The sequence below is a fragment of the Anaerolineae bacterium genome, assembly GCA_011176535.1.
GTDB lineage: Bacteria > Chloroflexota > Anaerolineae > Anaerolineales > DRMV01 > DUEP01.
Map to the genome: position 1 here is coordinate 40975 of DUEP01000001.1, position 22930 is coordinate 63904.

Sequence of the window (22930 nt, forward strand, 5' to 3'; positions counted from 1 at the left end):
CCTTGTCCGAGACAAAGGGGGCGACTGGCTGGCCGAAGTAGCCGTTCAGGTAGTTGAATGTATTTTACCGCCACGGGCGCGTGAAACGCCAGCTATCATCCGCGCCCATCCGCCGCATCCGCGTCATCCGTGGCCCATCGGCCCGGGCTGCAAAGCACTTTGACGCCCCCTCGTGGATGTGGTATAACCCATTACGCGCCACCCCATCTCGTTGTGGAAAAAGCCCCTGAGAACCGGTGGAAAACCCGGGACAGACTTGTGGAAAACAAGGGAGAACCTGTAGAAAAAACATGATGACGAAACGAAAGATTACGGACGACCTGCACGCTTTGTTGGACGTGCTGCCGCCGGAGATCGCGCAGGCGGTGGATCGCGTCAACGATAGCGACAATTTGCTGGAAGTGATCCTCGACCTGGGGCGGGTGCCGACGGCCCGCTTTACCCACGGCGAAATCGTGCTCCGCGACCGCGAGGTCACGCGAGAGGAAATCGATTATGTGGTGGCCCGCGTGGGCGAGTTCGACGAGGACAACCGCGCGGGCATCGAGCGCACCCTGCACCGCATCTCGGCCATCCGGAACCGCCGGGGGGCGGTGGTCGGCCTCACCTGCCGCGTGGGCCGCGCGGTGTACGGAACCATTGACATCATCCAGGACCTGGTGGAAAGCGGCAAGAGCCTGCTGCTCCTGGGCCGCCCCGGCGTGGGCAAAACCACCCTGCTGCGCGAAGCGGCCCGCATCCTGGCCGAGACCAAGCGGGTGGTCATCGTGGATACCTCCAACGAGATCGGCGGCGACGGCGATGTGCCCCATCCGGCTGTGGGGCGCGCGCGCCGGATGCAAGTGGCCACCCCCTCGTTGCAACACGAGGTGATGATCGAGGCGGTGGAGAACCACAACCCCGAAGTCATCGTCATCGACGAGATCGGCCGCGAGCTGGAGGCCCTGGCGGCGCGCACCATCGCCGAGCGCGGCGTGCAACTCATCGCCACGGCCCACGGCAACACCCTGGAAAATCTGCTGCTCAACCCCACCCTCTCGGACCTCATCGGCGGCATCGAATCGGTGACCCTTTCGGACGAAGAGGCTCGCCGTCGCGGCACGCAGAAGACCGTGCTGGAGCGCCGCGCGCCGCCCACCTTCGACATCCTAGTCGAAATCCAGGACCGCGATCGCCTGCTGGTGCACAAAGATGTGGCCGAGGCCGTGGACGCGCTGCTGCGCGGCGAGCCGTTGCAGGCCGAACTGCGCTGGCGGGACGAGCAGGGTGAAATCCACATCGAAAAGGTGCGCCCGGCGCCAGCCCAGGCCCGCGATCGCCGTGGCCCGCGCCGGGTGCAGGACGCCTGGCGGCAGCGCACCCAGGCGATGGCCTACGAACCAGTCGGCGAGGCCGCACTGGAAGAAGAGCGTTTAGGGACACGCCGCTTGGCGCCGGTGCGCATCTTCGCCTACGGCGTAGCCCGCAACCGCCTGGAAAAGGCGGCCAATCGCCTGGAGGTGCCCGCCATCGTGGTCAAGGACCTGCGCGACGCCCAGGCGCTGGTCACGCTACGCTCGTACTACCGCAAGCGCCAGCGCGTGATCACCGACGCCGAAGCGCGCGGCGTGCCGATTTATGTGTTGCGCTCCAACACCGTGGTGCAGATGGAAAACTTCCTCCGCGACCTGTTTCACCTGGACGCGGGGGACTACAGCGACTCTTCGCTGGACGCCGTTGTCCGCGAAACCCAGGCGGCCATCGAGGCTGTGCTCCACGGCGAGCGTTGGGTGGACCTGCCCCCGGCTTCGGCGTACATCCGGCGATTGCAGCACCAGTTGGCCCGCCAGGCCAACTTAGGCTCCCAATCCCATGGCCGGGAGCCGCACCGCCGGGTGCGGATTTACCGGACGCGGTAGTTTTTCACCCGTTTTTTGCCCACCTCACCCCGCCCCCCCTCAATCCCCCCCTCCCCTCTCCTTGCGAAGGAGAGGGGAGGGGGACGGCGGAGGCCAGGGGGGTATCTCCAGCCTGGTCGGCCTCCATCCGGGAATGTAAGAACACGAAAAAGCCCCGAGAAATCCTACTGGTGAAAGGCAAAACCCACGAAGCAGAAACAGATGGATGTCCAAGAGGCGCAAAAACGGTTTCGTGAACTTGTGGCCGGGGCCCGGGCCGGAGAGGAGTGGGTGTTGGTTGATGAGGGAGACACGCCCATCGCCCGCCTGGTCCCGTTAGGGGTCCGTGTTACTGGCTTGCATCCCGGCGCTTTTCAGACCAAAGCCAATTTTGACGCCCCCTTGCCAGAGGCTTTTTGGACGGACCAGCAATGAAGTTGCTTTTGGATACGCATATCTTTATCTGGTGGGACAGCCAGCCCGAGCGTCTTTCCGAACGTGTCCTCTCCCTCTGCCGCGACCCGCAGCATGAGGTGCTCCTCAGTCGTGACGCACGGCTGACCCAGTATCCGGTGGAAGTGATCTGGTGACCTCTCTTCCTGGCTCCCGGCAGAAAGTCTACCCCGGCCTGTTTATCACCTTCGAAGGCCCTGAAGGCGGCGGCAAGAGCACTCAACTGGCCGCCCTGGCCGATTTTCTCGAGGCGCAGGGCGTGCCGGTGGTACGCACGCGCGAGCCCGGCGGCACGCCCATCGGTGAGCAGGTGCGCCGCATCCTGCTTGATCACGCCAACCAGGCCATGCACCCCCGCACCGAGGTGTTACTCTTTCAGGCTTCCCGCGCCGAACATGTGGCGAAACTCATCGCCCCGGCCCTGGAGCAGGGCAAGGTGGTCCTCTGCGACCGCTACGCCGACTCGACCCTGGCCTATCAAGGCTACGGCCGGCAGACCGATTTGGAGGCCCTGGCGCAGGTGGTCGCCTATGCCACAGGCGGATTGATGCCCGACCTCACGCTGTTGCTGGACCTGCCTGTGGAGGATGGGCTGCGCCGACGACAGCCTCTGCTCCAGGAGTGGAACCGGCTGGATGCGGAAACGCTGGCCTTCCATCAGCGGGTGCGCCGGGGCTACTTGCGGCTGGCCGAGCAGGAGCCAGGGCGCTGGGTGAAAATCGACGCCCGGCGGCCGGCCGAAGAGGTGCAGGCCGAGGTACGCCGGGTGGTGGTGGCGCGCCTGCGCCAAAAGGGGCTGTGGCCGGAAGGGAGGTAGGGCAGGGCGGCCCTTCGACTACGCGGCCCTGTGGGCCGCTCTGCTCAGGGCTGTGTGGTGGTGGTAGGCCCTGGCCTGAGGTATCGCGCCCCGGTCGAGGGGAACAGATGAAAAAAAGGGACGGCCCCTTTTCCTGGGGAGCGGGCCGTCCTTTGAGGTCCGGGTTGGGCAGGATGGGCAGGCGGTGTCATTCTTCCGGGGGAGGAGGGCTGTCCTCCCCAAATTCCTCGGCCAGTTCGGGCATGGCCTGCTCGATTTCCTCAGGCGTCTGGCCCTTTTCCAACCGATCCACCACTTCCTCGAACTCGGGGCCCAGGTCCTCGCCCAGTTCACGGCTCATCTCGCGCATCATACGGCCCAGGGCCCGTGGGTCCTCGTCCAGGGCATCGAGCATAGCCGGGTCGGCTAAGGATTCCTCCAGGCGGCTCTCTTCGGAGCGCAGCATACGCACTGGGCGGATAATGCGCTGCAGATGGTCGCTCTGGCAAGCCGGGCAGTGCACCGCCCGTTGCCCGTATTCCGCATAGGACATGCGCACGGTAAACCGTTTCCCACAGTCCAGACACTGGTAGGAATAGGCCGGCATAGCCACCTCCACACCTCAGAGTTGGACCTACCCTTTCTGGAAAACTATTATACTCAGGTGAGGCCATGAGCAACGCTTCTTTCCAACTTCCCCAACCCGAACCCCTGCTGGTGGTCATCTCGGGCCCCTCAGGGGTAGGCAAAGATTCGGTCATCCAGCGGATGAAAGAGCGCAACCTGCCCTTCCATTTCGTGGTCACGGCGACCACCCGCCCGCCCCGTCCCGGCGAGCGCCACGGGGTGGATTACTTTTTCGTCTCCCGGGAAGAGTTCGCCGAGATGATCGACCACGGCGAATTGCTGGAATATGCTTTGGTGTACAATGACTACAAGGGCATCCCCAAGGAGCAGGTGCGGCGGGCCCTGGCCAGCGGCAAGGATGTGGTAATGCGGGTGGATGTGCAGGGCGCGGCCACGGTGCGCCGGCTGGCTCCCGAAGCCGTGCTCATCTTCCTCACCACGGAGAGCGAAGAGGAGTTGGTGCGCCGCCTGAAAAAGCGCCAGACGGAGAGCCCCGAAGACCTCAAACTGCGCATCGCCACAGCGCGCAAGGAACTGGAACGTCTGCATGAATTCGACTATGTAGTGGTCAATCGGGAAGGAAAACTGGATAAGGCCGTGGACACCATCATCGCCATCATGACGGCCGAGCACCACCGCATCCCGCACCGCAAGGTGACCCTGTGACCCCAAGGAGGCTGCGTTGACCACGCCAACCCCTGTGTTTTCGGCTCCCCCTTCCCAACCCGAGCCCGCCTGGCGCCGCAAGTGGCGCCAGGCACAGCGGGGGCCCTGGGTGACCTGGGCGTTGCTCATCCTCACCGTGGCCGTGTACAGCTTGCAACTGCTCAGCCAGGCCTGGCTGGGCAACGACTACCCCGCGCTGCTGGGCCTCAAGTGGGGGCCGGCCATCGTCCACGGCGAGTGGTGGCGGCTCATCACGCCCCTTTTCCTCCACGGCAACCTGCTGCACATCGGCTTCAACATGTACGCCCTGTATGTGCTGGGGCCGGGGCTGGAACGCATGATGGGCCATGGGCCTTTTGCGCTGCTTTATTTCCTCAGCGGCTACACCGGGATGGCCGTATCCTTCGCCATGGACCCCTCCCCTTCGCTGGGCGCGTCCACGGCCATCTTCGGCCTCATCGGGGCCTACATCGTGATCTACGCTCAGAACCGCGAGGCCTTCGGCCCGGTGGCCGGGATGTACCTGCGCAACGCCGTGATGCTGGCCCTGGTCAACCTCGCTTTTGGCGCGGTGGTGCCTCAAATCGACAACTGGGGGCATGTGGGCGGTTTGCTGGGGGGCATGGCGCTGACGGCCTTCGGCGGCCCACGCTACGAGGCCGGCTTTTCGTTGCTCACTGCCCAGCGCGTGCTGCGCAACACCCAAACCTGGCCGCGTACCTTAGCGGCGGCGGCAGGGGTGGCGCTGGTCTTCGCCCTCTTCCTAGTGGCCGGCTGGCCCAAGTATCTCTGAGCATCCCTGCGCAACTTTACAGCGGCCCGAGTGTTTCAACCAGCGACCAAGGAGGTAACCATGGACACGGTAGCCCAAATCCTCAAACGCAAAGGGCATCACATCTGGTCGGTTTCACCGGATACCAGCGTGTTGGACGCCACACGCCTGATAGCCGAAAAGAACATCGGCGCAGTGCTCGTCATCGACGGCGGCCACGTGAAGGGGATCTTCTCGGAACGCGACCTGGCCCGGCGGGTAGTGGTTGAGGGCCTGGATCCGGCGACCACGCCCGTCTCCAAAGTGATGACCCCCCAGGTGTTGTGCATCGACCCCAAAGCCACTGCCGAAGAGGTCCTTGCCGTGATGACCGAAAAGCGTCTGCGCCACCTCCCGGTGCGCGAAGGAGACAAACTCCTGGGGGTGGTCTCCATCGGCGACGCGGTGAAGTCCATCATCGAACACCACCAGTTCACCATCCAGCAACTGGTGAACTACATCACCGGCGCCGAAACCCTGTAGCCTACCCCTGCCACCCGGAAATCAAAAACCGCACCCTTTTGGGGTGCGGTTTCTTTCTGGATACCGTCGTTTCCGGGGGCTCATCCCTCCTCAGCGGGTTCCCAGAACCTGGGCGGACGCTTCTCGCGGAAAGCCGTCACGCCCTCCTTGTGTTCGGGGCTGCGGAAGGCGATATCCTGGATGTGGCTTTCGTAATCCAACACCGCCTCCAGATGGGGCAACATGGCGCGGTTGAAGGCGCGTTTGGTCAACCCCATGGCCCGCACCGGACCCCGGGCCAGCCGCTGCGCCAGGGCCAGCGCCTCTTCGTGCAGCCGCTCGACGGGCGTCACCCGGTTGACCAATCCCCAGGCCAGGGCCTGCTCGACGGTGATGGGCTCGTTAGTGAAGGCATACTCGCTGGCCCGTCCCAGGCCGATCAGGGCCGGCAGAAGCAGCGAGACCGCCGAATCCGGGGCCAAGCCAATGCCCAGAAAGCCCACCAAAAACCGCGTCCCCTCGGCGGCGATGCGGATATCGCAGGCCAGGGCCACCCCCAGGGCCGCCCCCGCCACCGCGCCATGCAGCGCAGCGATCACCGGCTTCTCCAACCAGCGAATCTGCAAAATGAGGGGGTTGTAGGTGCTGAGCAGGTGCGGACGCAAAGACTGCCCTTCGAGGATCTCAAAGGCAGTCAGGTCCTGCCCGGCGCTGAACACCGGCCCCCTGGCCTGCAACACCACGGCCCGCACGCTGGCCTCCCTGGCCGCCTGGCGAAAGGCCCGTTGCAACGCCGCGATGAGGGCATGATCAAAGGCGTTGACCTTGGGGCGGTTCAGGGTCAAAAGCAACACCGGCCCCTGCTGTTCGACCAGCAGCACATCTTCTGGCATACCCACCTCCCCGGTAAGATGGAAAAATCCCCCCACACAACAGGTGGGGGGAGGGTTTACCAATCCCGGCTTACCCCTCGTCGAAGGTCAACCAATCCCCGTCCGAGGCGTCTTCGTCCTCGTCGTCTTCCTCTTCATCGTAGTAACTGTACTCCACGATAATGTCGGGCTCGTCGGTGTACACCCACAACTGGAGCACATCCCCCTCATCGGTGGCCAGGTGACGGGCCGCCACAATGGGCACCCGCCGGATGAGGCCGCTGGGATCGCGAAACTCCAGGTGAATGGGCTCGCGTGCATGCCAGGCCCGGTAACAGCGGTTGATCAATTCAGGCCCGTTGAGCGCGCGCACCTGGGTAAAAGCCAGGCGAGAGAGGCTCGGCCCCTCCACCTGACCCAAGAGCCAGTCCTCGTTGGCCGGCTCGAAAGTTGGCGTTGGCCCCTCAATGATCGTGATTTTTCGTTCTTCCGTATTTTCCATAGGACACCTTCATCCACATGAGGGTTCCCGGCAATCATACCACAAAACTGGGGCAGCACAACGGCGGCCCCCGAAGTGCGGGGGCCGCCGTGAAAATCCAACCTGCCGGGGGATTAGAACTCGTCAGGCATACCCGGCGTCTTGTCCTCCTTCTCCGGGATCTCGGTGATCAGCGCCTCGGTGGTGAGGATCATGGCGGCGATGGAAGCGGCGTTCTCCAAAGCGCCCTTGGTCACCTTGGCCGGGTCGATCACACCGGCCTTGATCATGTCCTCATATTCCCCGGTGAGGACATTGTAGCCGATGTAGTTGCTCTTCTTCTCCTTCTGGAAGCGGCGCACATTCTCCACCACCACCGAGCCGTCCACGCCGGCGTTCTCGGCGATCAAGCGCATGGGCATCTCCAGGGCCTTGCGCACGATGTTCACGCCCATCTGCGCATCCTCGTTGTCCATCTTCAGGTCATCGAGGGCGCTCATGGCGTTGAGCAAGGCCACGCCACCGCCGGGCACGATGCCCTCTTCCACGGCCGCGCGGGTCGCGGAGACGGCATCCTCCACGCGGTGCTTCTTCTCCTTCAACTCGGTCTCGGTGGCCGCGCCCACGCGGATGATGGCCACGCCACCGGCCAACTTGGCCAGGCGCTCCTGCAACTTCTCACGGTCGTAGTCGCTGGTGGCGCGGTCGATCTCCACGCGGATCTGCTCGATGCGCGCCTCGATCATCTTGGGATCGCCCTTACCGCCCACGATGGTGGTTTCCTCCTTGGTGGAGACCACCTTCTCGGCGCGGCCCAGGTCCTCGATGGTCACGCTCTCCAACTTGCGTCCCGTCTCTTCGGAGATCAGATTGGCGCCGGTGAGGATGGCGATGTCCTGCAGCATGGCCTTGCGGCGGTCACCGAAGCCGGGCGCCTTCACGGCCAGCACATTGAGCAGGCCGCGCAGTTTGTTCAACACCAGGGTCGCCAGCGCCTCGCCGTCCACATCCTCGGCGATGATCACCAGATCGCGCTTGCCGATTTGCACCAACTTCTCCAGCAAGGGCACGATGTCCTGGGCCGCGGAGATCTTCTTGTCGTAAACCAGGATGTAGGGGGCCTCAATGGCGGCTTCCATGTGCTCGGGGTCGGTGATGAAGTAAGGCGAGATGTAGCCCCGATCAAACTGCATCCCCTCGACATACTCGGTCTCGAACTCCAGGCCCTTGGACTCTTCGACAGTGATCACGCCGTCGTTGCCCACTTTATCAAAGACCTCGGCGATGAGTTCGCCGATTTCCTTGTCCTGCGCCGAGATGGAAGCCACATGGGCCATCTCCTCTTTGGTCTTGATCTCGATGGCCATATTGGCGATCTTCTGAGAGACCGCCTTGGCCGCCGCCTCGATGCCCCGCTTGAGCAGCATGGCGTTGGTCCCGGCGGCCAGGGCCTTCATGCCCTCGGTCACGATGGCGTGAGCCAGCACCGTGGAGGTGGTAGTACCGTCACCGGCAATGTCATTCGTCTTGGTCGCGGCCTCTTTCAGCAGCTGGGCCCCCATGTTCTCAAAGGGGTCCGGCAATTCGATTTCCTTGGCCACGGAAACGCCGTCATGGGTGATGGACGGCGAACCGAACTTGCGGTCCAGCGCCACATTGCGGCCCTTGGGGCCCAAAGTGGTGGCTACCGCCTTGGCCAGCACATCCACACCGCGCAGAAGTTTTTGCCGCGCTTCATCGCCAAATACAACCTGCTTCGCAGCCATCGTGTCTCTCTCCTTCGTTGGGGATTATTTTTCGTCAACTACAGCCAGGATGTCGCTTTCGCGCAGGATAAGCAACTTTTTGCCCTCCAACTTGACTTCGGTGCCCGCGTACTTGGCAAACAATACGCGGTCGCCCACCTTGACATCCAACGGAATACGCTGCCCCTTCTCGTCCCGCTCACCGGGACCCACGGCCAGCACCTTGCCTTGCTGCGGTTTCTCCTTGGCTGTTTCGGGCAGCACAATTCCTCCGGGCGTCACCTCGTCTTCCTCGATGGGTTCCACGACCACTCGATTGCCCAAAGGGCGCCACTCCATGGTCAACCTCCCTCAAGGAACGAACTACAAATTAGCACTCAAAAGCGTCGAGTGCTAATTTGGCGCCCTAATCTTACCCAGTTCCCCGGGGAAAGTCAAGGCTCATCCCGCCTTTTCTAACAAAACTCTTACACTGTCCCCACAAACCCGCGGTTCAGGGCCAACACCCCTCTTGCTCTTTCCCCTTCTCCCCTCTCTTAAACAGGACTTACGCAGTTTCGTAGCAACCCACATTTTCCTTCATGGCGAGCCGCCATCCAGAGCACAGCGCCCGACAGGGCGCAAAGTCGAAGGAGGCGGCGAAGCCATCCCCCGGACGGTGGGGAGACCGTTTCGCCAATGCTCAGCACAAGCGCTCCGGCGGGCTTCGCCTTTGCTCAGGCTTCGGTTACGCTTAGGCCGTCTCGCGGTGATACTCTCGGAGGAACCGCGGTAAATCCTGTATGTCCTGAACGGGATAGCCGCTCAAGACACGCATTGCGCCCCTGAAAGGCTCAAGGGGTGGGCGTGGGCGCTGAGGTCGAGGTGGGCGTTGGGGTGGCGGTTACCGCTGTGGGTTGCGGCGTCCGGGCTGCCTTTTGCTCGGCCAAAGTGCGGCAAATCGCCCGGTTTTCCCGCGAAATCCCCTGCAAAACCGGGTCGTTGGGATACGCCGCGTCCACCCGGTCCATGACCGGCAGCGCCTGATCACAGCGATCCAGAGCCGCCAACACCGAAGCGTAGGAGGCGTAGTAAAAGGCCACGGTGGTGTTGGTCAACGGCAGCGGATCGACCGCCACGGGCTGCACATCGTCAAAGCCCTCGAAGCGCGAGCGCAAGTCGTCCAGAATGGCCTGCACTTTGGCCGGGTTGCACCCTTCCACCGCGCACTTGAGCACCGGCACGGCGCCCTCGTAGTTTCGGGCCTTGATGTAAATGATGCCCAACTCGGCGTAGGTGTTGGGGTTGGTGGGGTCCAACAGGAGGGCTTTTTCTGCGTTGCGCGAGGCGATGAAAAACTCGCCCTGCTGGGCATAGGTTTTGGCAATGGCCACATAGGGAGTGGGATCTTTGATGCCCAGGCGGGCGTTGATGTTGGCCGCCGTGGCGAAGTAGTCCAGGGCCATCTGGTAATACTGGTCGCGCAGGTCGGGCAAGGTGGCCCGTGAGGCCAGGGTGCGATATTCGATGCCCAGGCGGATGTACAGGAAGGTCAGGTTGGGGGCCAACTTCACCGCCTCTTGATAGGCGCGGATGGCGGTGTTGTAACGGCCCAACGCCTCCTGCACGAAAGCATACACCCGATGGGTGTCCATCAAATGCGGCCCCAATTGGACGGCCCGCTCGGCGTATTGCTCTGCCTGATTCCATTTGTTCTGGTCCAGCAACACCTCGGCGAAGAAGGCCAGGGCCAGAGGATCGTTAGGGGCCAACAACAAGGCGCGACTGGCGGCGTTTTGGGCTTCGGTGAGCAAGGCAGCCCGTTGATCGGCCGGGGTGAGCGCCGCGGTAGCCGTCCAGTCCAGCACAAAGGCGCGGATGGCGTGCACGAAAGGATCGTCGGGAGCCAGGTCGGCTGCCTTGTTGGCCGAGGCCAGCGCCTCTTGCAGGCGGGCATAGGTTTCGGTGTCCGTGGGGAGCAGGGCCGAAGAGTAGGTTTGAATGCGCGCCAGTTCGGCCCACACATGGGCGTTGTTGGGATCCAGGGTCAGCGCCTGACGATACGCCTCGATGGCTGCTTCCAGGTTGCCCGCCACGAACTGCGCCGCCCCCTCCTCGGCCCAGGACCTGGCCGTGCGGGTCGGCGTGGGGGTGGGTGCGAAAAGGTCCATCGGCTGAATCACGCCCTGGTTGACCAGATGCAACACCCACAACGCCGCCGCGATCAGCGCCAGGTACAGGGCCACCCGACCGGGGCGTGAATGCTGGCGCTCCTCGCGGAAGCGCAAACCGTCATCACCGCGCAGTTCCATGATCGCTATCCGTTCACGGCTGCGGGGTCGGCGTGGGGGTGGGTGTGGTTTCCCCGGGGGCCGGGGTGCCTTCCGGAGTCCCGGTCAGGTTCGGCTGCGGGGTGAGCGCCAACTCCCGGCAGGTCTTCAAACCGGCCTGCGCGTTCTCCACGGAAATCTGGTCCGCCGGGATGGTGTTCAGAATGGCCTGGAAGATGGGCACGGCCTCATCACAGCGTCGCAATCGCAGCAGGGCCCAACCGTAGGTGAAATAGTACTCGGCCACCCGACCGTAGTCCAGCGGCAACCCTTCCACCGTGACGCCATCGGCGGTCAATCCCCCATGCACCACCAGGGCCAGTTCGCGCACCGCCTCGGCGTACTTGCCGTTCTTGTACAGCATGACGCCGTAATTGCCGTGCATGTAGGGGTCGGTTGGCGCTTCCTGCACCGCGTCGGCGGCGTACTGCAACGCCTTGCCGAACTCCCCCAAGGCGGCGTAGGTGCGGGCAATGTAGGTGTCCGGCAAAGGATTGGGCGGGTCCAGGGTGTTGGCCGTCAAAAACTCCTCGATGGCCTGGTCCAGCAAGGCCGGATCGCCCTGGCGCTGCCCCAACAAGCGGTAAATCAGGCCCAACTGCAGGTGCCATTCCGGGATGTACTTGTTCCCCGCAATCGCCTGCTGGTACTCCTTCGCCGCGCGCTCCAGATAGCTTTCCACATACAACACATAGCCGTAAACGGCGTGCACCTCCATGCTGTTGGGGGCCAAATCCAGGGCCGTGCGAATCTCCTCGTCGGCGCGGGTGTAATTGCCCTGGTCGGCGAGGATTTCGGCATAGACGGCATGCGCCAGCCCCAGGTTCGGGTCCGCCTCCAGGGCCTGACGCACCGCTACTAAGGCCTCTTCGGTACGGCCCAGGCGGTGCAGCGCCCAGGCCTGCCAGGTCAAGGCCTGGGGGTTGTTCGGGTTGAGCAACAAAGCGTTTTGGGCGCTGGTCAGGGAAGCCTCAACCGCGCCGCTCAACATCTGCACGCGGGCCAGTTCGATGAACAGGGCTGGATTGCGCGGATCGGCCAGGATGGCCCCCTGGTAGGTCTCGATGGCGCGGGCCAGTTTGCCCTGGGCGAAGAGGCGCCGCGCCTCGTTCATCACCGCCTCGGGGTTGGGCGTGGGCGTAGGCGTGGGCACAAACGGCGAGGGCAATGTGGGCACCACGACCTGGTTCAAATAAACCCCAAAGGCAATCAACAGCAACAACACCATCACCCGCCAGGGGTTCAGCGGGCGACGGGGCTTGCGCCGCATACTCCATTTCATGCCACGAAGTTCCATGGCTGCATCTTACCACCCCCTCAGGCAAAGCGTCAAGCCAGTCACCCCAAAGCAAGAGAGCCGCGGCCTCCCCCACTCCCGGAGAGGCCCGTCCTTCGCGTCTTTCCCCCAAAAGCGCCACCAGGTACGAGGCCTTCAGGCGGCGGAGGCCTCTTCCTGGGACGTGTCTTCATCCCCCAGCGGGAGTTCGCCGGGGAACTCGACCACCGTGAACTTGATGGCCGTGCGCACTTTCTCGTTAATGGTCACATCGGTGAACCCGGCGACGAAGGCCACATTGAGGCCGTCCTCGGCCAGGTAACTGCGGGCCAACACCAGGGCTTTCACCGCCTGGTTGACCGCGCCGGCACCGATGGCCTGGACCTCGGCTCGCCGATGCTCACGAAACACACCGGCGATCGCCCCGGCTACGGCTGAAGTGCGCGAATTGCCCGAGACTTTGATGATGTCCATGGCGCTTCTCCTTCTCGTCGGCAAAGGATTGCAGATGAAAGGTCTCAGGAGCAGTACCGCTCGGGGCGGTTTGCTTGTCAGCATTGTACAAGAGAACGCGAGGGAATGCAAGAGGGCTTTTGCACGCTCAGCGTTCCGCGGCCACCCACAGCCGCCGCCCATCGGTGATCAGATGCATCGTGCCCTCCAGATCGGTGCGCAGCAGCGGCCAGCCCTGCAACGCCTGCAACAAAGCCAGGTTCGGCAACCCCTGCTGCGCCGCGGGGTCCACGGCCAACAACAACACCCTGGGGCGCTGCCTCTGCAACCAGGCCGGGTCGTTCCAGCCCGCGCGACCGTGCCCCGCCAACAGGAAAACCGCAGGCGCCGGGGGCAGCCGGCGGGCGGCCGCCCCACCCCAGGGCACAAAAGGAAACACCCCGCGAAAATCGCCGTACCCCAGGGTCAACACCACCCCCTGGGGTTGCACTTCCTGGATCCGAAGGGTGATCCCCGCATCCAACCGCACCTGCCCGCCCACGGGCAGGGTCTGCACCCTCACCCCCGCCTCACGCCAACGCGCGACCTGCCCGGCCACCCTCGCCGGGCCGGGCGTCCAGGGGACAACCACCACCGCCGGGCGGTAGCGTTGCGTCGCCTCGTCCAGGCCGCGCAAGTTGTCGGGGTCGGCCGAGGCCACCAGGAGCACATCCAGGGTGGTGCGCAGCAAAGGCAGGCGCTGCCCCAACGCTTGCTGAAGCGCCAGGGCGTCGCCCCCGCCGTTGATGAGCACCACCTTTCCCGAGGGAGTGCGCAACAGCAGCGTCTCCCCGCCGCGGGTGTCCAGCAGCCAGAGGTGCAGCCGTCGGTCGGGGGCGGCCAGGGCCTCATGGGCCAGCAGGGTAGCCAACAAGGTCGCGCCCAGCAGGAGGGGCATCCGCTTCAGGGTGGGCACCCACACCCCGGGCGTGGCACGCTTCCGTTGGGTCCAGAGGTGGGGGAGGCCCCAAAGGAGCAGGTAGTACCCCAGGACATGGGGCCACCCAAAGGGGGCCAGGGTGACAGTCCGCCAGGGGAGGTTCCCAAACACCTGCACAGCGCGGATGGTGTAGGCCACCCAGGGCCATGCCAGCCAGGCGGCCAGGCGGCCTGCCGGCTCCCAGAGCAGGGCCAGCAACAGGGCGATGCCGCCGCTGAGCATCAGGGGCGCCTGGGCCAGCAAGATGAGAGGGTTGCTCACCAAAGCCACCAGCGAGAGCCGATGGAAGTGCCAGGCGGTGATAGGCAGGGTGGTCAGTTGGGCGGCCAGGGTGAGCAACAGGGCGTCGCTCAAGGTGGGCAGAATACGGCGGGTGAGGTTCGGCCCCAGCAGGGGACGCAACAGGACGGACGCACCCCGGGTGATGGGTTCGGCGTAGCGCATCAGCCCCCAAGTGGCGCCGAACGAGAGTTGGAAGCCCACATCCCAAAGCACGGTGGGCCGCAGCAGGGCCATCAGCGCGGCGGCGAAGAGCAAGGCGGTGTAAGGGTGGTTGGGCCGGGCGGTGCGGCGGGCCAGCACGGCCAGGCTGCCCATGAGGGCGGCCCGCACCACAGCGGCGTCGGCGCCCACGAACACGGTGTACACCCCAATGCCCGACACGGCCGCCAGGCTCCCCCACAACGGGCCCCACCAGCGGCCCAGCCAGGTCATGAGTACCCCCGCGATGAGGGTGATGTTGAAGCCGCTGATGGCGATGATGTGGGCCGTGCCCGTGTCACGAAAGGCCTGGTAGAGACCCTCAGGGATGCGGCTATCGTCTCCCAAAAGGATGCCTGCCAGCAGCCCGGCTTCGGGCTGGGGCCAGAGGCGCGCCACCTCGAGCAAAGCCCGGCGACGCAGGGCAAAGAGGGCCGCCAGGAAGGGGTTGCCCTGGCCACGGGCCAGCATCCCCACCCGCCGCGCTTTCAGGACGGCGTAAATACCCTGCCGGGCGAGGTAATCGCGGTAGGAGAAGGCGCGGCCCTGAGGCGGACTGCGCAGGTCGCCGCGCAGCACCACCCGGTCGCCGTAACGCAAGCCGCGGGCCTCAGCCCAGGGAGCCCGGGCCAGCACGAGGCCATGGACGGGAAAATGGCCCGTTTCGTCGGCAAAGCGCAGGCGCTCGGCCCGCACCCGCAGCACGGCGCGGTCGCCCCGGCGCTCAGGAGGGGCGCTCAGCACCCCGACCAGGACCACCTCACGGCCCGTGTCGCGATAGGCGGCCACAGCATCCGGGGCGCTCCAATCAGGCAGCGCCGCGCGGTAGCGGGCCACGCCCAGGAGCGAGACGGCTGCCAGGCTCAGCCAGGCGAGGGCAGGCCGACGGGCCAGGGCCGCGCGCAGGGCCAGCAAGGTCAACCCGGCGCCCAAAGCATAGGGCCATGACACAGCCCAGCGTGCGCCCAGGGCCACACCCAGCAGCCAGGCCAGGCTATGCGCCAAAAGCGGCAACCGCTGCCACCACGGGCGCACCCTGCCGGATAAGCGCGCTGTGGGCGGAAGAGGCGCCATGGCACAGCCCCCGTGCTTCAACCCCACCACACCCCGGGCGACAGGGTTGTGGGGTCAATCCCCATTCCTCCCCGAAGCACAGTGCCTCGTAGGGGGAAGGGCAGCGAAAGCCTTGAAAGCCTTACATCTGCCCTAACATCCAGGTCATGGCGACGCCCATCAGCGTAAGCCAGGGCGTCCAGGTGGGCACGCGGCGACGATAGTCCCGATACACCGCCCCCCATTCGCGCACCAAACGTCTCTCTTCGAGGCGCTCCCCAACGACAAGATACAGGCTCAACGCCGCGTAAAGCAACGCCTGATTGCGCGTCATCAGCGGAGAGGCCCAAAGGAAGAGCAGGCTTCCGACATAGATGGGGTGTCGCATCCAGCGATACGGCCCGGCGGCGGTGAAGGGACGGTCGCCTTCCGGATCGCGCAACCCTAAGAAGGCCCACACCCCTGTGCGGCGCACGGCGTCCAGCACCAGCAGCATGCCCAGGATTTGCACGGTCACGGCCAGGGCCGCCCAGGGCCAGGGCAAACGGTACAGCAGGCAGTCGGGGTAACGCACCGGCAGGGCCAGCACCGGCAACAGCAAAACCGTGGCAAGGCCGTTGAACGCCAGGCGATAGGCTCCACCGCGCAGCCCCAGGCGCCGCGCAGCCCACGCTTTCGCCGACTGCGAGGCCAGGGCGGAGTGCAAAGCCCCGTACAGGGCCACCGCACCGAAGAGGATGCCGGCCATCTGCCAGATCGCCATAAGAAAGCCCAAGGAGGCCTCGACGGCCCCCGGAACGCTAATCCCCGGTAAAGAGCGGCAGGTGCTCCAGCGCGATGATGTTCATCCACTTCGCGCGGTCGCCCTCGGTGCAGATGGCCGCCTCGGCGACCACCTCGGCGCCCGCCTTTTCCATCACCAGTCGCATCCCCTGCAAAGTGGACCCCGTGCTGATGACATCGTCCACCAGGGCTACCTTTTTGCCCCGGATGAGTTCGCGGTCCTTTTCGTCGAGATAGAGCGTTTGCGGCTTGCCGGTGGTAATGGAAAGGGTTTCGGCCTGAATGGCCTCCCCCATGTAAGGCTTGTAGGCCTTGCGCAGCACCACATAGGGCTTCGCCATCTCGGCCGCCAGGGCATAGGCCAGCGGGATGGCCTTGGCCTCCGCGGTGACCAGCACATCAAAATCCACGGCGCGCAACTTTTCGGCCAGGGCCCTGGCTGCGGCCTGCGTCAGTTCCACATCGCCCAAAATGTTGAGCACGGCGATCTTCAACCCCGGCGCGACTTCAAACAAAGGCAAATCTCGCTGCACGCCGGCGATGGTGATGGGGTAAGTTTCCCGTTTGGGGGTCATGGCTGCCTCCTGGGTGGGGTGTTCGGGTGCGGTGAGATTATACAACAAAACCGCCGCTGAGCCCCCCTCCTGGGGGAAAATGGTGTAAGATGAAAGTGTCGCTGTGCGGAGGGGGCCTCTCCAAAGGAGCGGACCATGAAAGGCAAAACCATCGGTTGGGCCGTGACCGTGGCCCTTACCACGGCCATCCTCACCTTTTGGCACCTCGCGCAGGAGAACACCGCCGAGGTCGAACTCTCCCCGGTGGTGGTCACCCAGGAACCCATAGAAATAATCCTGACCCCCGTGGTGATGACCGCCGAACCCACCCCAGAAACGCTGCCCTCCGTGGTGATGACCATCGCCCTCACCGAGGAGGTCATCGACATTTACATCAAACCCCAGGGGGCCTGTGTGGACATCCTGGAAGCCAGCACCTGCCTGGATTACTGGGGTGACTACTGGACCCCGCAAACCATGGCTTTGCAATGCAGCGCACCGGGGGCCACCTACATCACCAATCCTTGTCCCACAGAGGACCGTATGGGGGGATGCCGCTTCAACAAGGGTCAGCCCACCGAGTTCATCATGTGGATCTACCGCATCGGCGGAGAGGCCTTCACCGAGGCCACGGCCGGCGCCTTCCTGAACGACTGCGCCACTCTGGGCGCCGAGCCGTTGCCGTAGGCAAAAATAACGGCCTGACAGATGGGGCGCATCTGTCAGGCCGTCATGGTAAGCATGGTATCTCAGGCCACGACCTCGGCTTCGGCCACCGCAGCAAAGGTTAGGCCCTCGGGGCCGCGGTCCACGCGGATGGTATCGCCCTCGTGGAACTCGCCGGCCAGCACTTTGAGGGCCAGCGGGTCCAGCAACTCGCGCTGGATGGCCCGCTTGAGGGGCCGCGCACCGTAGTCCGGGTCGTAGCCCACCTCGGCCAGGTATTCCTTGGCCGCCTCGGTGACCTCCAAGCGATAGCCTTGCTCGGCCAGCCGCTCGGCCACCCGCCGCAGTTGGATATCCACAATCTGCACCAGGTGTTCCTTGGTGAGCGGGTGGAAGACCACGATTTCGTCGATGCGGTTGAGGAATTCGGGGCGGAAGTGTCGCTGGAGCACCCGCTGGATTTCCTCACGGGTGGGCGCCCGGTGACCGTCGCCCAGGTTCATCCACAACTCGTTGCCCAGGTTGCTGGTCATGATGATCACCGTGTTACGGAAGTCCACCGTGCGGCCCTTGCCGTCGGTGAGCCGTCCGTCGTCCAGTAACTGGAGCAGCACATTGAACACCTCGGGATGGGCCTTCTCGATTTCATCGAAGAGCACCACGCTGTAAGGGCGGCGGCGCACAGCCTCGGTCAACTGGCCGCCTTCCTCATGGCCCACATAGCCAGGCGGCGCGCCGATGAGCCGCGAGACGGTGTGCTTCTCCTGATACTCGCTCATGTCAATGCGCACCATGGCCCGCTCGTCGTCGAAGAGGAACTCGGCCAGCGCACGGGCCAATTCGGTCTTGCCTACGCCGGTCGGGCCGAGGAAGATGAAGGAACCGATGGGGCGATTGGGGTCCTGCAAACCGGCGCGGGCTCGACGCACAGCATTGGCCACCACGCGGATGGCCTCGTCTTGGCCCACCACCCGCTGATGCAGGCGCTCTTCCATGTGGAGCAACTTCTCCCGTTCGCCCTCGAACAACCGCGAAACCGGGATACCCGTCCATTCGGAGACCACCGCGGCGATCTCCTCGGCGTCCACCTCTTCCTTGAGCAGGGCGCCGTCTTTTTGCAGTTCCTTCAGTTTGCGCTCCTGCTCGGCCAGTTTCTCCTCCAACTCGCGCAGCACGCCATAGCGCAGTCGGGCGACCTTCTCCAGATCGGCCTGGCGCTCGGCCTGCTCGATTTCGATACGGGTTTCCTCGATCTGCTCTTTGATGCGATGCAGTTCTTCGATGGCCTGCTTCTCCGCCTGCCAGCGGGCGCGCAGGGCCTGGGCCTTCTCGCGCAGGTCGGCTAATTCCTCCTCCAGTTTCTTCAGCCGTTCCTTAGAAGCTTTGTCACGCTCCTTCTTCAGCGCCTCGCGTTCGATCTCCAACTGCAAAATCTGGCGGTCAATCTCGTCCAGTTCGCGCGGCTTGGAGTCAATCTCGGTGCGCAGGCGAGCCGCCGCCTCGTCGATCAGGTCGATGGCCTTATCAGGCAGCCGCCGATCGGGGATGTAACGATGACTCAGCGTGGCGGCTGCGATGACCGCGGCATCGGTGATGCGCACGCCGTGGTGCACCTCATAGCGCTCCTTCAGCCCGCGCAGAATGCTGATAGTCTCCTCCACGCTGGGCTCGTCCACATAGACCGGCTGGAAGCGCCGTTCCAGAGCCGGGTCCTTTTCCACATACTTGCGGTACTCGTCCACCGTGGTGGCGCCGATCATGTGCAATTCGCCGCGGGCCAGCATGGGCTTGAGCATGTTGCCCGCATCCATTGCGCCCTCGGCCGCGCCGGCGCCCACCACCGTGTGCATCTCGTCGACGAACAGGATGATTTCACCGGCCGCGTCGGTGACCTCTTTGAGCACCGCCTTCAGGCGCTCCTCGAACTCACCCCGGTACTTGGCCCCGGCGATGAGGGCCCCCATATCCAACTGCACAATGCGCTTGTGCTTCAAACCTTCGGGCACATCACCGTTGACGATGCGTTGGGCCAGACCCTCGACGATGGCAGTCTTGCCCACGCCGGGGTCGCCGATGAGCGCCGGGTTGTTCTTGGTGCGACGGCTCAAAATCTGAATCACGCGACGGATTTCCTCATCGCGCCCGATGACCGGGTCCAGTTTGCCCTGGCGGGCCAACGCCGTCAGGTCACGCCCGTACTTCTCCAGGGCCTGGTAAGTGGCCTCCGGGTTCTCCGAAGTCACCCGCTGCGTGCCACGGATGGCGGCCAGCGCCTTGAGGGTAGCGTCCTTGGTCAGGCCATAGCGCTCCAAACGCCTGGCTTCAACGCTCTCCGTGAGCCCCAACAGCAAATGCTCCGTCGAGACATACTCGTCTTGCATCCCGCGCGCGTAGCGCTCGGCGGCCTGCAACACCTCAGCTGTGGGCCGGGCCAGGCCCACCTCCACATTGGCGCCGTACACCTTGGGGCGCCGTTCCAAATCCTCCTGCACCTCTCGGCGCAAGGCCTCGGTGCTCCCGGCCACCTGCTTGACGATGGCCGGCACCACACCCTCGTCCTGCTGCAACAGCGCCAGCAGCAGATGGGCGGGCTCAATGGCCTGATGGTTGTATTCTTGCGCCAAACGCTGAGCGGCGAACAACGCCTCTCGCGATTTTTGCGTGTACTTCTCCAGGTTCATGCTTTCCTCTCCTTGGAACAAAATTTCAATCAGGGGATGGCGCTTCTCTCTAAAGGGGGCCGCCTCCCTTGGGCCTGAACCCAGCGGACCCTCCGGGTGCCGCCCATACTCCAAATACGGTGCCACCCCCTGGGTAGAAGTCGATTTTGGCGTTATCAATGTAATCCACAAATGTTAATCGAGTGTCAACAAGGCATAAGAAAAGGATAAACATCGAAATGATACAATAGAGACATCCTTCACAAGGGGCAGGTGCTTCCCATGAACGCGTTGATACCCTCTCCCGTGGCGGTGATCGTTGGCGCGTCGTCGGGCATCGGGGCGGCGCTGGCCCGGCAACTGGCCGACGAAGGCTATCGGGTGGCGCTGGTGGCGCGCAACGAGGCGGCGTTGAACGAGGTGGCCCAGGCCATCCGCGACCTTCATAGCGAAGAGGCGGCCCGCGTTTATCCCCATGATGTGACCGATTACGCGGCGGTACCCGAGATGTTTCGCCGCATTCTCGCCGAGATGGAGCGCATTGATGCGGTGATCTACACCGCCGGCGTGCTGCATCCCGTGGCGGAAGACGAATACGACTTCACCAAGGATCGCCCCATGCTGGAGGTCAACCTGCTAGGCGCAGTGGCCTGGCTGGGACAAGCGGCCGCCTACTTCCAAACCCAGGGCCAAGGCCACATCGTAGGCCTCTCCTCGGTGGCGGGCGACCGCGGCCGGGTGAAAAACCCGACCTACCAGGCCAGCAAGGCCGGCCTGACCAACTACCTGGAAAGCCTGCGCAATCGCCTCAGCCGCCACGGCGTGCATGTGCTCACCGTCAAGCCGGGATTTGTGGACACCCCCATGTTGCAACAGGCCGGGGGAGCGGCCTTCTGGGTCATCTCTCCCGAAAAAGCCGCGGCCGACATTACCAAAGCCTTGCGCAAGAAAAAACAGGTCATCTACACCCCGGCCCGCTGGCGCTGGTTGATGTTGGTAATTCAGCACATCCCTTCCTTTATCTTCCGGCGGTTGAGGTTTTGAGGGGGAAGGGATTTGGGGCAACTGAGGGAATTAGGGGATTGAAGTTCCAAATCCCTCAGGTGCCTCGGTTACCTCAGTTCCCTTAATCCCCCCAATCCCTCAATCCCCCATCCAGGAACCCAGCCATGCTGCCCTTTGATCGCTTACGCTCGGTAGAGAATTTCGGCCACTCCATCCGCACGCCGGGCTACGTGTTCCGCCCCACCCATGTGGAACAAATCGCCGAGTTGCTGAACTTCGCCCGGCGACAGGGGATACGAATGGCGCTGCGCGGCGCAGGTCGCAGTTATGGCGATCCCCACATGGCCTCCGGGCATATCGTCCTCGACCTGATCCGAATGAACCGTGTGTTGGACTACGACCCTACCCAAGGGGTTATCACCGTCGAGCCAGGTGTGACCATCCAGCGCCTTTGGGAATATACGCTGGAAGACGGCTGGTGGCCGGCCGTGGTGCCCGGCACCATGTTCCCCACGGTGGGCGGCTGCCTGGCCGCCAATGTGCACGGCAAGAACAACTGGCGCGCCGGCACTTTCGGCGACCATGTGACCCAACTCACCGCCCTGCTGCCCAACGGCGAGGAGGTCACCCTCACGCCCGACGACTCCGACTTCAAGGCCCTGGTCAGCAGCATGGGCACCTTAGGCATCATCACCCGGGCCACCCTGCAACTGCACCGCGTGCACTCCGGCGACCTGCTGGTCAAGGCCTTCGCCACGCCCGACCTGGGCACCACCCTACGCGAACTGGACGAGGCCAAGGAGACCTGGGACTACCTGGTGGCCTGGGTGGACAGCACCGCTCAAGGCCGCCAACTAGGCCGCAGCCAGATTCACCTGGCCCGCTATCTGGAACCTGGTGAAGACCCTGCCCCCGGGCGCACCCTGAGCCGCCAGCATCAGGTGCTTCCCGAGACCATTCTCTTTGTCCCCAAGAGTGTGCTGTGGATGTTCATGCGGCCCTTCATGAACAACCTGGGCCTGTGGGCCACCAACACGGCCAAATTCTGGGCCTCACGCACCCTGGGCCACCACAAGGTCTACCGCCAGCCCCATGTGGCCTTCAACTTTCTACTGGACTATGTGCCCAACTGGGAGCGGGCTTACGGACCTGGTGGACTGATTCAATATCAATGCTTCGTGCCCAAAGAGCGGGCCGAAAGCACCTTCGCCGCCCTGCTGGAAACCACCCAACGCTTTCGACTGCCGACCTTTTTAGGGGTCATCAAACGCCACCGGCCCGATGACTATCTGTTCACCCATGCCCTGGATGGCTTTTCCTTCGCCATGGACTTCAAGGTCACAGCCCGTAACCGCCGCCGCCTGCTGGAACTGGCGACAACGCTGGACCGGATGGTGTTGGACGCCGGTGGCCGGTTCTACTTCGCCAAGGACGCCACCCTGGTTCCCCAACATGCGGCTGCTTACCTGGGCCAGGAAGCCCTCAAGCGCTTCTTCGCCATCAAAGCCCACTGGGATCCCGATGAAGTGCTTCAGCCCGACCTGTACCGCCGGGTGCTGAGGCCGCTGAAGAACAAGGTTAAGGTATAATGTTTTTAGTCACTACCAAGGAGGAGGTCATGCCAGGAGGCGCCAAGACATCCAAGGGGCATGAACTGCGGGACAGAGTTGTCGAATTGGCTCACAAACTGGGGTTAGAAGCGAAAACAGAGGTCAAGGTAGCCCGTCGTATCTGGGGCGCTCAACGCCGGATCGATGTGGTATTGCGCAAACCTGGCAGCGAAAAGGTGCTTGGTATCGAGTGCAAATATCAATCGACGCCGGGAACGGCCGAGGAAAAGATCGCGATCACTTTAGAAGACATGAAGCACTGGCCTATCCCAGGTATTGTGGTGATTGATGGCGAAGGATTTTCCGATAAGA

Annotated in this window: 22 protein-coding genes and 1 pseudogene; 11 read left to right on the forward strand and 12 right to left on the reverse strand. The window is 63.8% G+C overall.

Annotated features, from left to right (window positions below; translation table 11 throughout):
- The first annotated feature begins 293 nt into the window (after positions 1 to 293).
- From G4O04_00200 to G4O04_00215, 4 genes and pseudogenes are all read left to right on the forward strand, one after another.
- Positions 294 to 1898: an AAA family ATPase gene (locus tag G4O04_00200; GenBank protein HEY56973.1), complete on the forward strand. Its 1605-nt coding sequence runs from the start codon at positions 294 to 296 to the stop codon at positions 1896 to 1898.
- Positions 1899 to 2099: 201 nt separating this feature from the next.
- The gene (locus G4O04_00205) at positions 2100 to 2312 is read left to right on the forward strand and encodes a toxin-antitoxin (TA) system antitoxin (protein HEY56974.1); all 213 of its coding nucleotides are present in this window, start codon (positions 2100 to 2102) and stop codon (positions 2310 to 2312) included.
- Positions 2309 to 2422 (forward strand): annotated as a pseudogene (locus G4O04_00210) (type II toxin-antitoxin system VapC family toxin). The gene G4O04_00205 and the pseudogene G4O04_00210 overlap by 4 nt, the downstream one beginning before the upstream one ends.
- An 83-nt stretch (positions 2423 to 2505) precedes the next feature.
- Complete coding sequence (locus G4O04_00215; protein HEY56975.1) at positions 2506 to 3147, forward strand: dTMP kinase; 642 nt, start codon at positions 2506 to 2508, stop codon at positions 3145 to 3147.
- Between the two features lie 187 nt (positions 3148 to 3334).
- Here G4O04_00215 and G4O04_00220 read toward each other — a convergent pair whose 3' ends face one another.
- Positions 3335 to 3733 carry a zinc ribbon domain-containing protein gene (locus G4O04_00220; protein HEY56976.1) on the reverse strand — a complete coding sequence of 133 codons (399 nt, stop codon included), beginning with the start codon at positions 3731 to 3733 and terminating at the stop codon, positions 3335 to 3337.
- A gap of 65 nt (positions 3734 to 3798) precedes the next feature.
- On the opposite strand from G4O04_00220, the gene G4O04_00225 reads away from it, so the two are divergent.
- The 3 genes from G4O04_00225 to G4O04_00235 are packed head-to-tail and all read left to right on the forward strand — an operon-like array spanning position 3799 to position 5713.
- Positions 3799 to 4419, forward strand: a complete 621-nt coding sequence (locus G4O04_00225) for a guanylate kinase (protein ID HEY56977.1) — start codon at positions 3799 to 3801, stop codon at positions 4417 to 4419.
- Between the two features lie 16 nt (positions 4420 to 4435).
- Positions 4436 to 5212 carry a rhomboid family intramembrane serine protease gene (locus G4O04_00230; protein HEY56978.1) on the forward strand — a complete coding sequence of 259 codons (777 nt, stop codon included), beginning with the start codon at positions 4436 to 4438 and terminating at the stop codon, positions 5210 to 5212.
- A gap of 60 nt (positions 5213 to 5272) precedes the next feature.
- The gene (locus G4O04_00235; GenBank protein ID HEY56979.1) at positions 5273 to 5713 is read left to right on the forward strand and encodes a CBS domain-containing protein; all 441 of its coding nucleotides are present in this window, start codon (positions 5273 to 5275) and stop codon (positions 5711 to 5713) included.
- 80 nt (positions 5714 to 5793) lie between these two features.
- Here the strand turns inward: G4O04_00235 and G4O04_00240 are convergent, their stop codons facing one another.
- The 10 genes from G4O04_00240 to G4O04_00285 all read right to left on the reverse strand — a co-directional run bounded on the left by G4O04_00240 (position 5794) and on the right by G4O04_00285 (position 16698).
- Positions 5794 to 6585, reverse strand: a complete 792-nt coding sequence (locus tag G4O04_00240; GenBank protein ID HEY56980.1) for a 2-(1,2-epoxy-1,2-dihydrophenyl)acetyl-CoA isomerase — start codon at positions 6583 to 6585, stop codon at positions 5794 to 5796.
- A 70-nt stretch (positions 6586 to 6655) separates the two neighbouring features.
- On the reverse strand, positions 6656 to 7066 hold the full coding sequence (locus G4O04_00245; protein HEY56981.1) for a hypothetical protein: 411 nt from the start codon (positions 7064 to 7066) through the stop codon (positions 6656 to 6658).
- A 113-nt stretch (positions 7067 to 7179) separates the two neighbouring features.
- Positions 7180 to 8811, reverse strand: coding sequence for a chaperonin GroEL (gene groL, locus G4O04_00250; protein ID HEY56982.1), 1632 nt, complete (start codon positions 8809 to 8811; stop codon positions 7180 to 7182).
- 24 nt (positions 8812 to 8835) lie between these two features.
- Positions 8836 to 9129, reverse strand: coding sequence for a co-chaperone GroES (locus tag G4O04_00255; protein ID HEY56983.1), 294 nt, complete (start codon positions 9127 to 9129; stop codon positions 8836 to 8838).
- 494 nt (positions 9130 to 9623) lie between these two features.
- Positions 9624 to 11081, reverse strand: coding sequence for a tetratricopeptide repeat protein (locus tag G4O04_00260; GenBank protein ID HEY56984.1), 1458 nt, complete (start codon positions 11079 to 11081; stop codon positions 9624 to 9626).
- 13 nt (positions 11082 to 11094) lie between these two features.
- Complete coding sequence (locus tag G4O04_00265; GenBank protein HEY56985.1) at positions 11095 to 12396, reverse strand: tetratricopeptide repeat protein; 1302 nt, start codon at positions 12394 to 12396, stop codon at positions 11095 to 11097.
- Positions 12397 to 12531: 135 nt separating this feature from the next.
- Positions 12532 to 12849: a stage V sporulation protein S gene (locus G4O04_00270; GenBank protein ID HEY56986.1), complete on the reverse strand. Its 318-nt coding sequence runs from the start codon at positions 12847 to 12849 to the stop codon at positions 12532 to 12534.
- A gap of 127 nt (positions 12850 to 12976) precedes the next feature.
- Positions 12977 to 15301, reverse strand: a complete 2325-nt coding sequence (locus G4O04_00275; GenBank protein HEY56987.1) for a DUF4131 domain-containing protein — start codon at positions 15299 to 15301, stop codon at positions 12977 to 12979.
- A gap of 181 nt (positions 15302 to 15482) precedes the next feature.
- Positions 15483 to 16115: an isoprenylcysteine carboxylmethyltransferase family protein gene (locus G4O04_00280; GenBank protein HEY56988.1), complete on the reverse strand. Its 633-nt coding sequence runs from the start codon at positions 16113 to 16115 to the stop codon at positions 15483 to 15485.
- Between the two features lie 25 nt (positions 16116 to 16140).
- Positions 16141 to 16698, reverse strand: a complete 558-nt coding sequence (locus G4O04_00285; GenBank protein HEY56989.1) for an adenine phosphoribosyltransferase — start codon at positions 16696 to 16698, stop codon at positions 16141 to 16143.
- A 135-nt stretch (positions 16699 to 16833) separates the two neighbouring features.
- Here G4O04_00285 and G4O04_00290 point away from each other — a divergent pair, with 135 nt between their 5' ends.
- The gene (locus tag G4O04_00290; protein ID HEY56990.1) at positions 16834 to 17364 is read left to right on the forward strand and encodes a hypothetical protein; all 531 of its coding nucleotides are present in this window, start codon (positions 16834 to 16836) and stop codon (positions 17362 to 17364) included.
- 62 nt (positions 17365 to 17426) lie between these two features.
- Here the strand turns inward: G4O04_00290 and clpB are convergent, their stop codons facing one another.
- On the reverse strand, positions 17427 to 20024 hold the full coding sequence (gene clpB / locus G4O04_00295) for an ATP-dependent chaperone ClpB (GenBank protein HEY56991.1): 2598 nt from the start codon (positions 20022 to 20024) through the stop codon (positions 17427 to 17429).
- A gap of 261 nt (positions 20025 to 20285) precedes the next feature.
- Here clpB and G4O04_00300 point away from each other — a divergent pair, with 261 nt between their 5' ends.
- From G4O04_00300 to G4O04_00310, 3 genes are all read left to right on the forward strand, one after another.
- Complete coding sequence (locus tag G4O04_00300; protein HEY56992.1) at positions 20286 to 21047, forward strand: SDR family NAD(P)-dependent oxidoreductase; 762 nt, start codon at positions 20286 to 20288, stop codon at positions 21045 to 21047.
- 125 nt (positions 21048 to 21172) lie between these two features.
- Positions 21173 to 22597 carry an FAD-binding oxidoreductase gene (locus tag G4O04_00305; GenBank protein ID HEY56993.1) on the forward strand — a complete coding sequence of 475 codons (1425 nt, stop codon included), beginning with the start codon at positions 21173 to 21175 and terminating at the stop codon, positions 22595 to 22597.
- A partial coding sequence (locus G4O04_00310) for a hypothetical protein (protein HEY56994.1) occupies positions 22597 to 22930 on the forward strand: 334 nt, incomplete at its 3' end. The genes G4O04_00305 and G4O04_00310, both read left to right, overlap by 1 nt.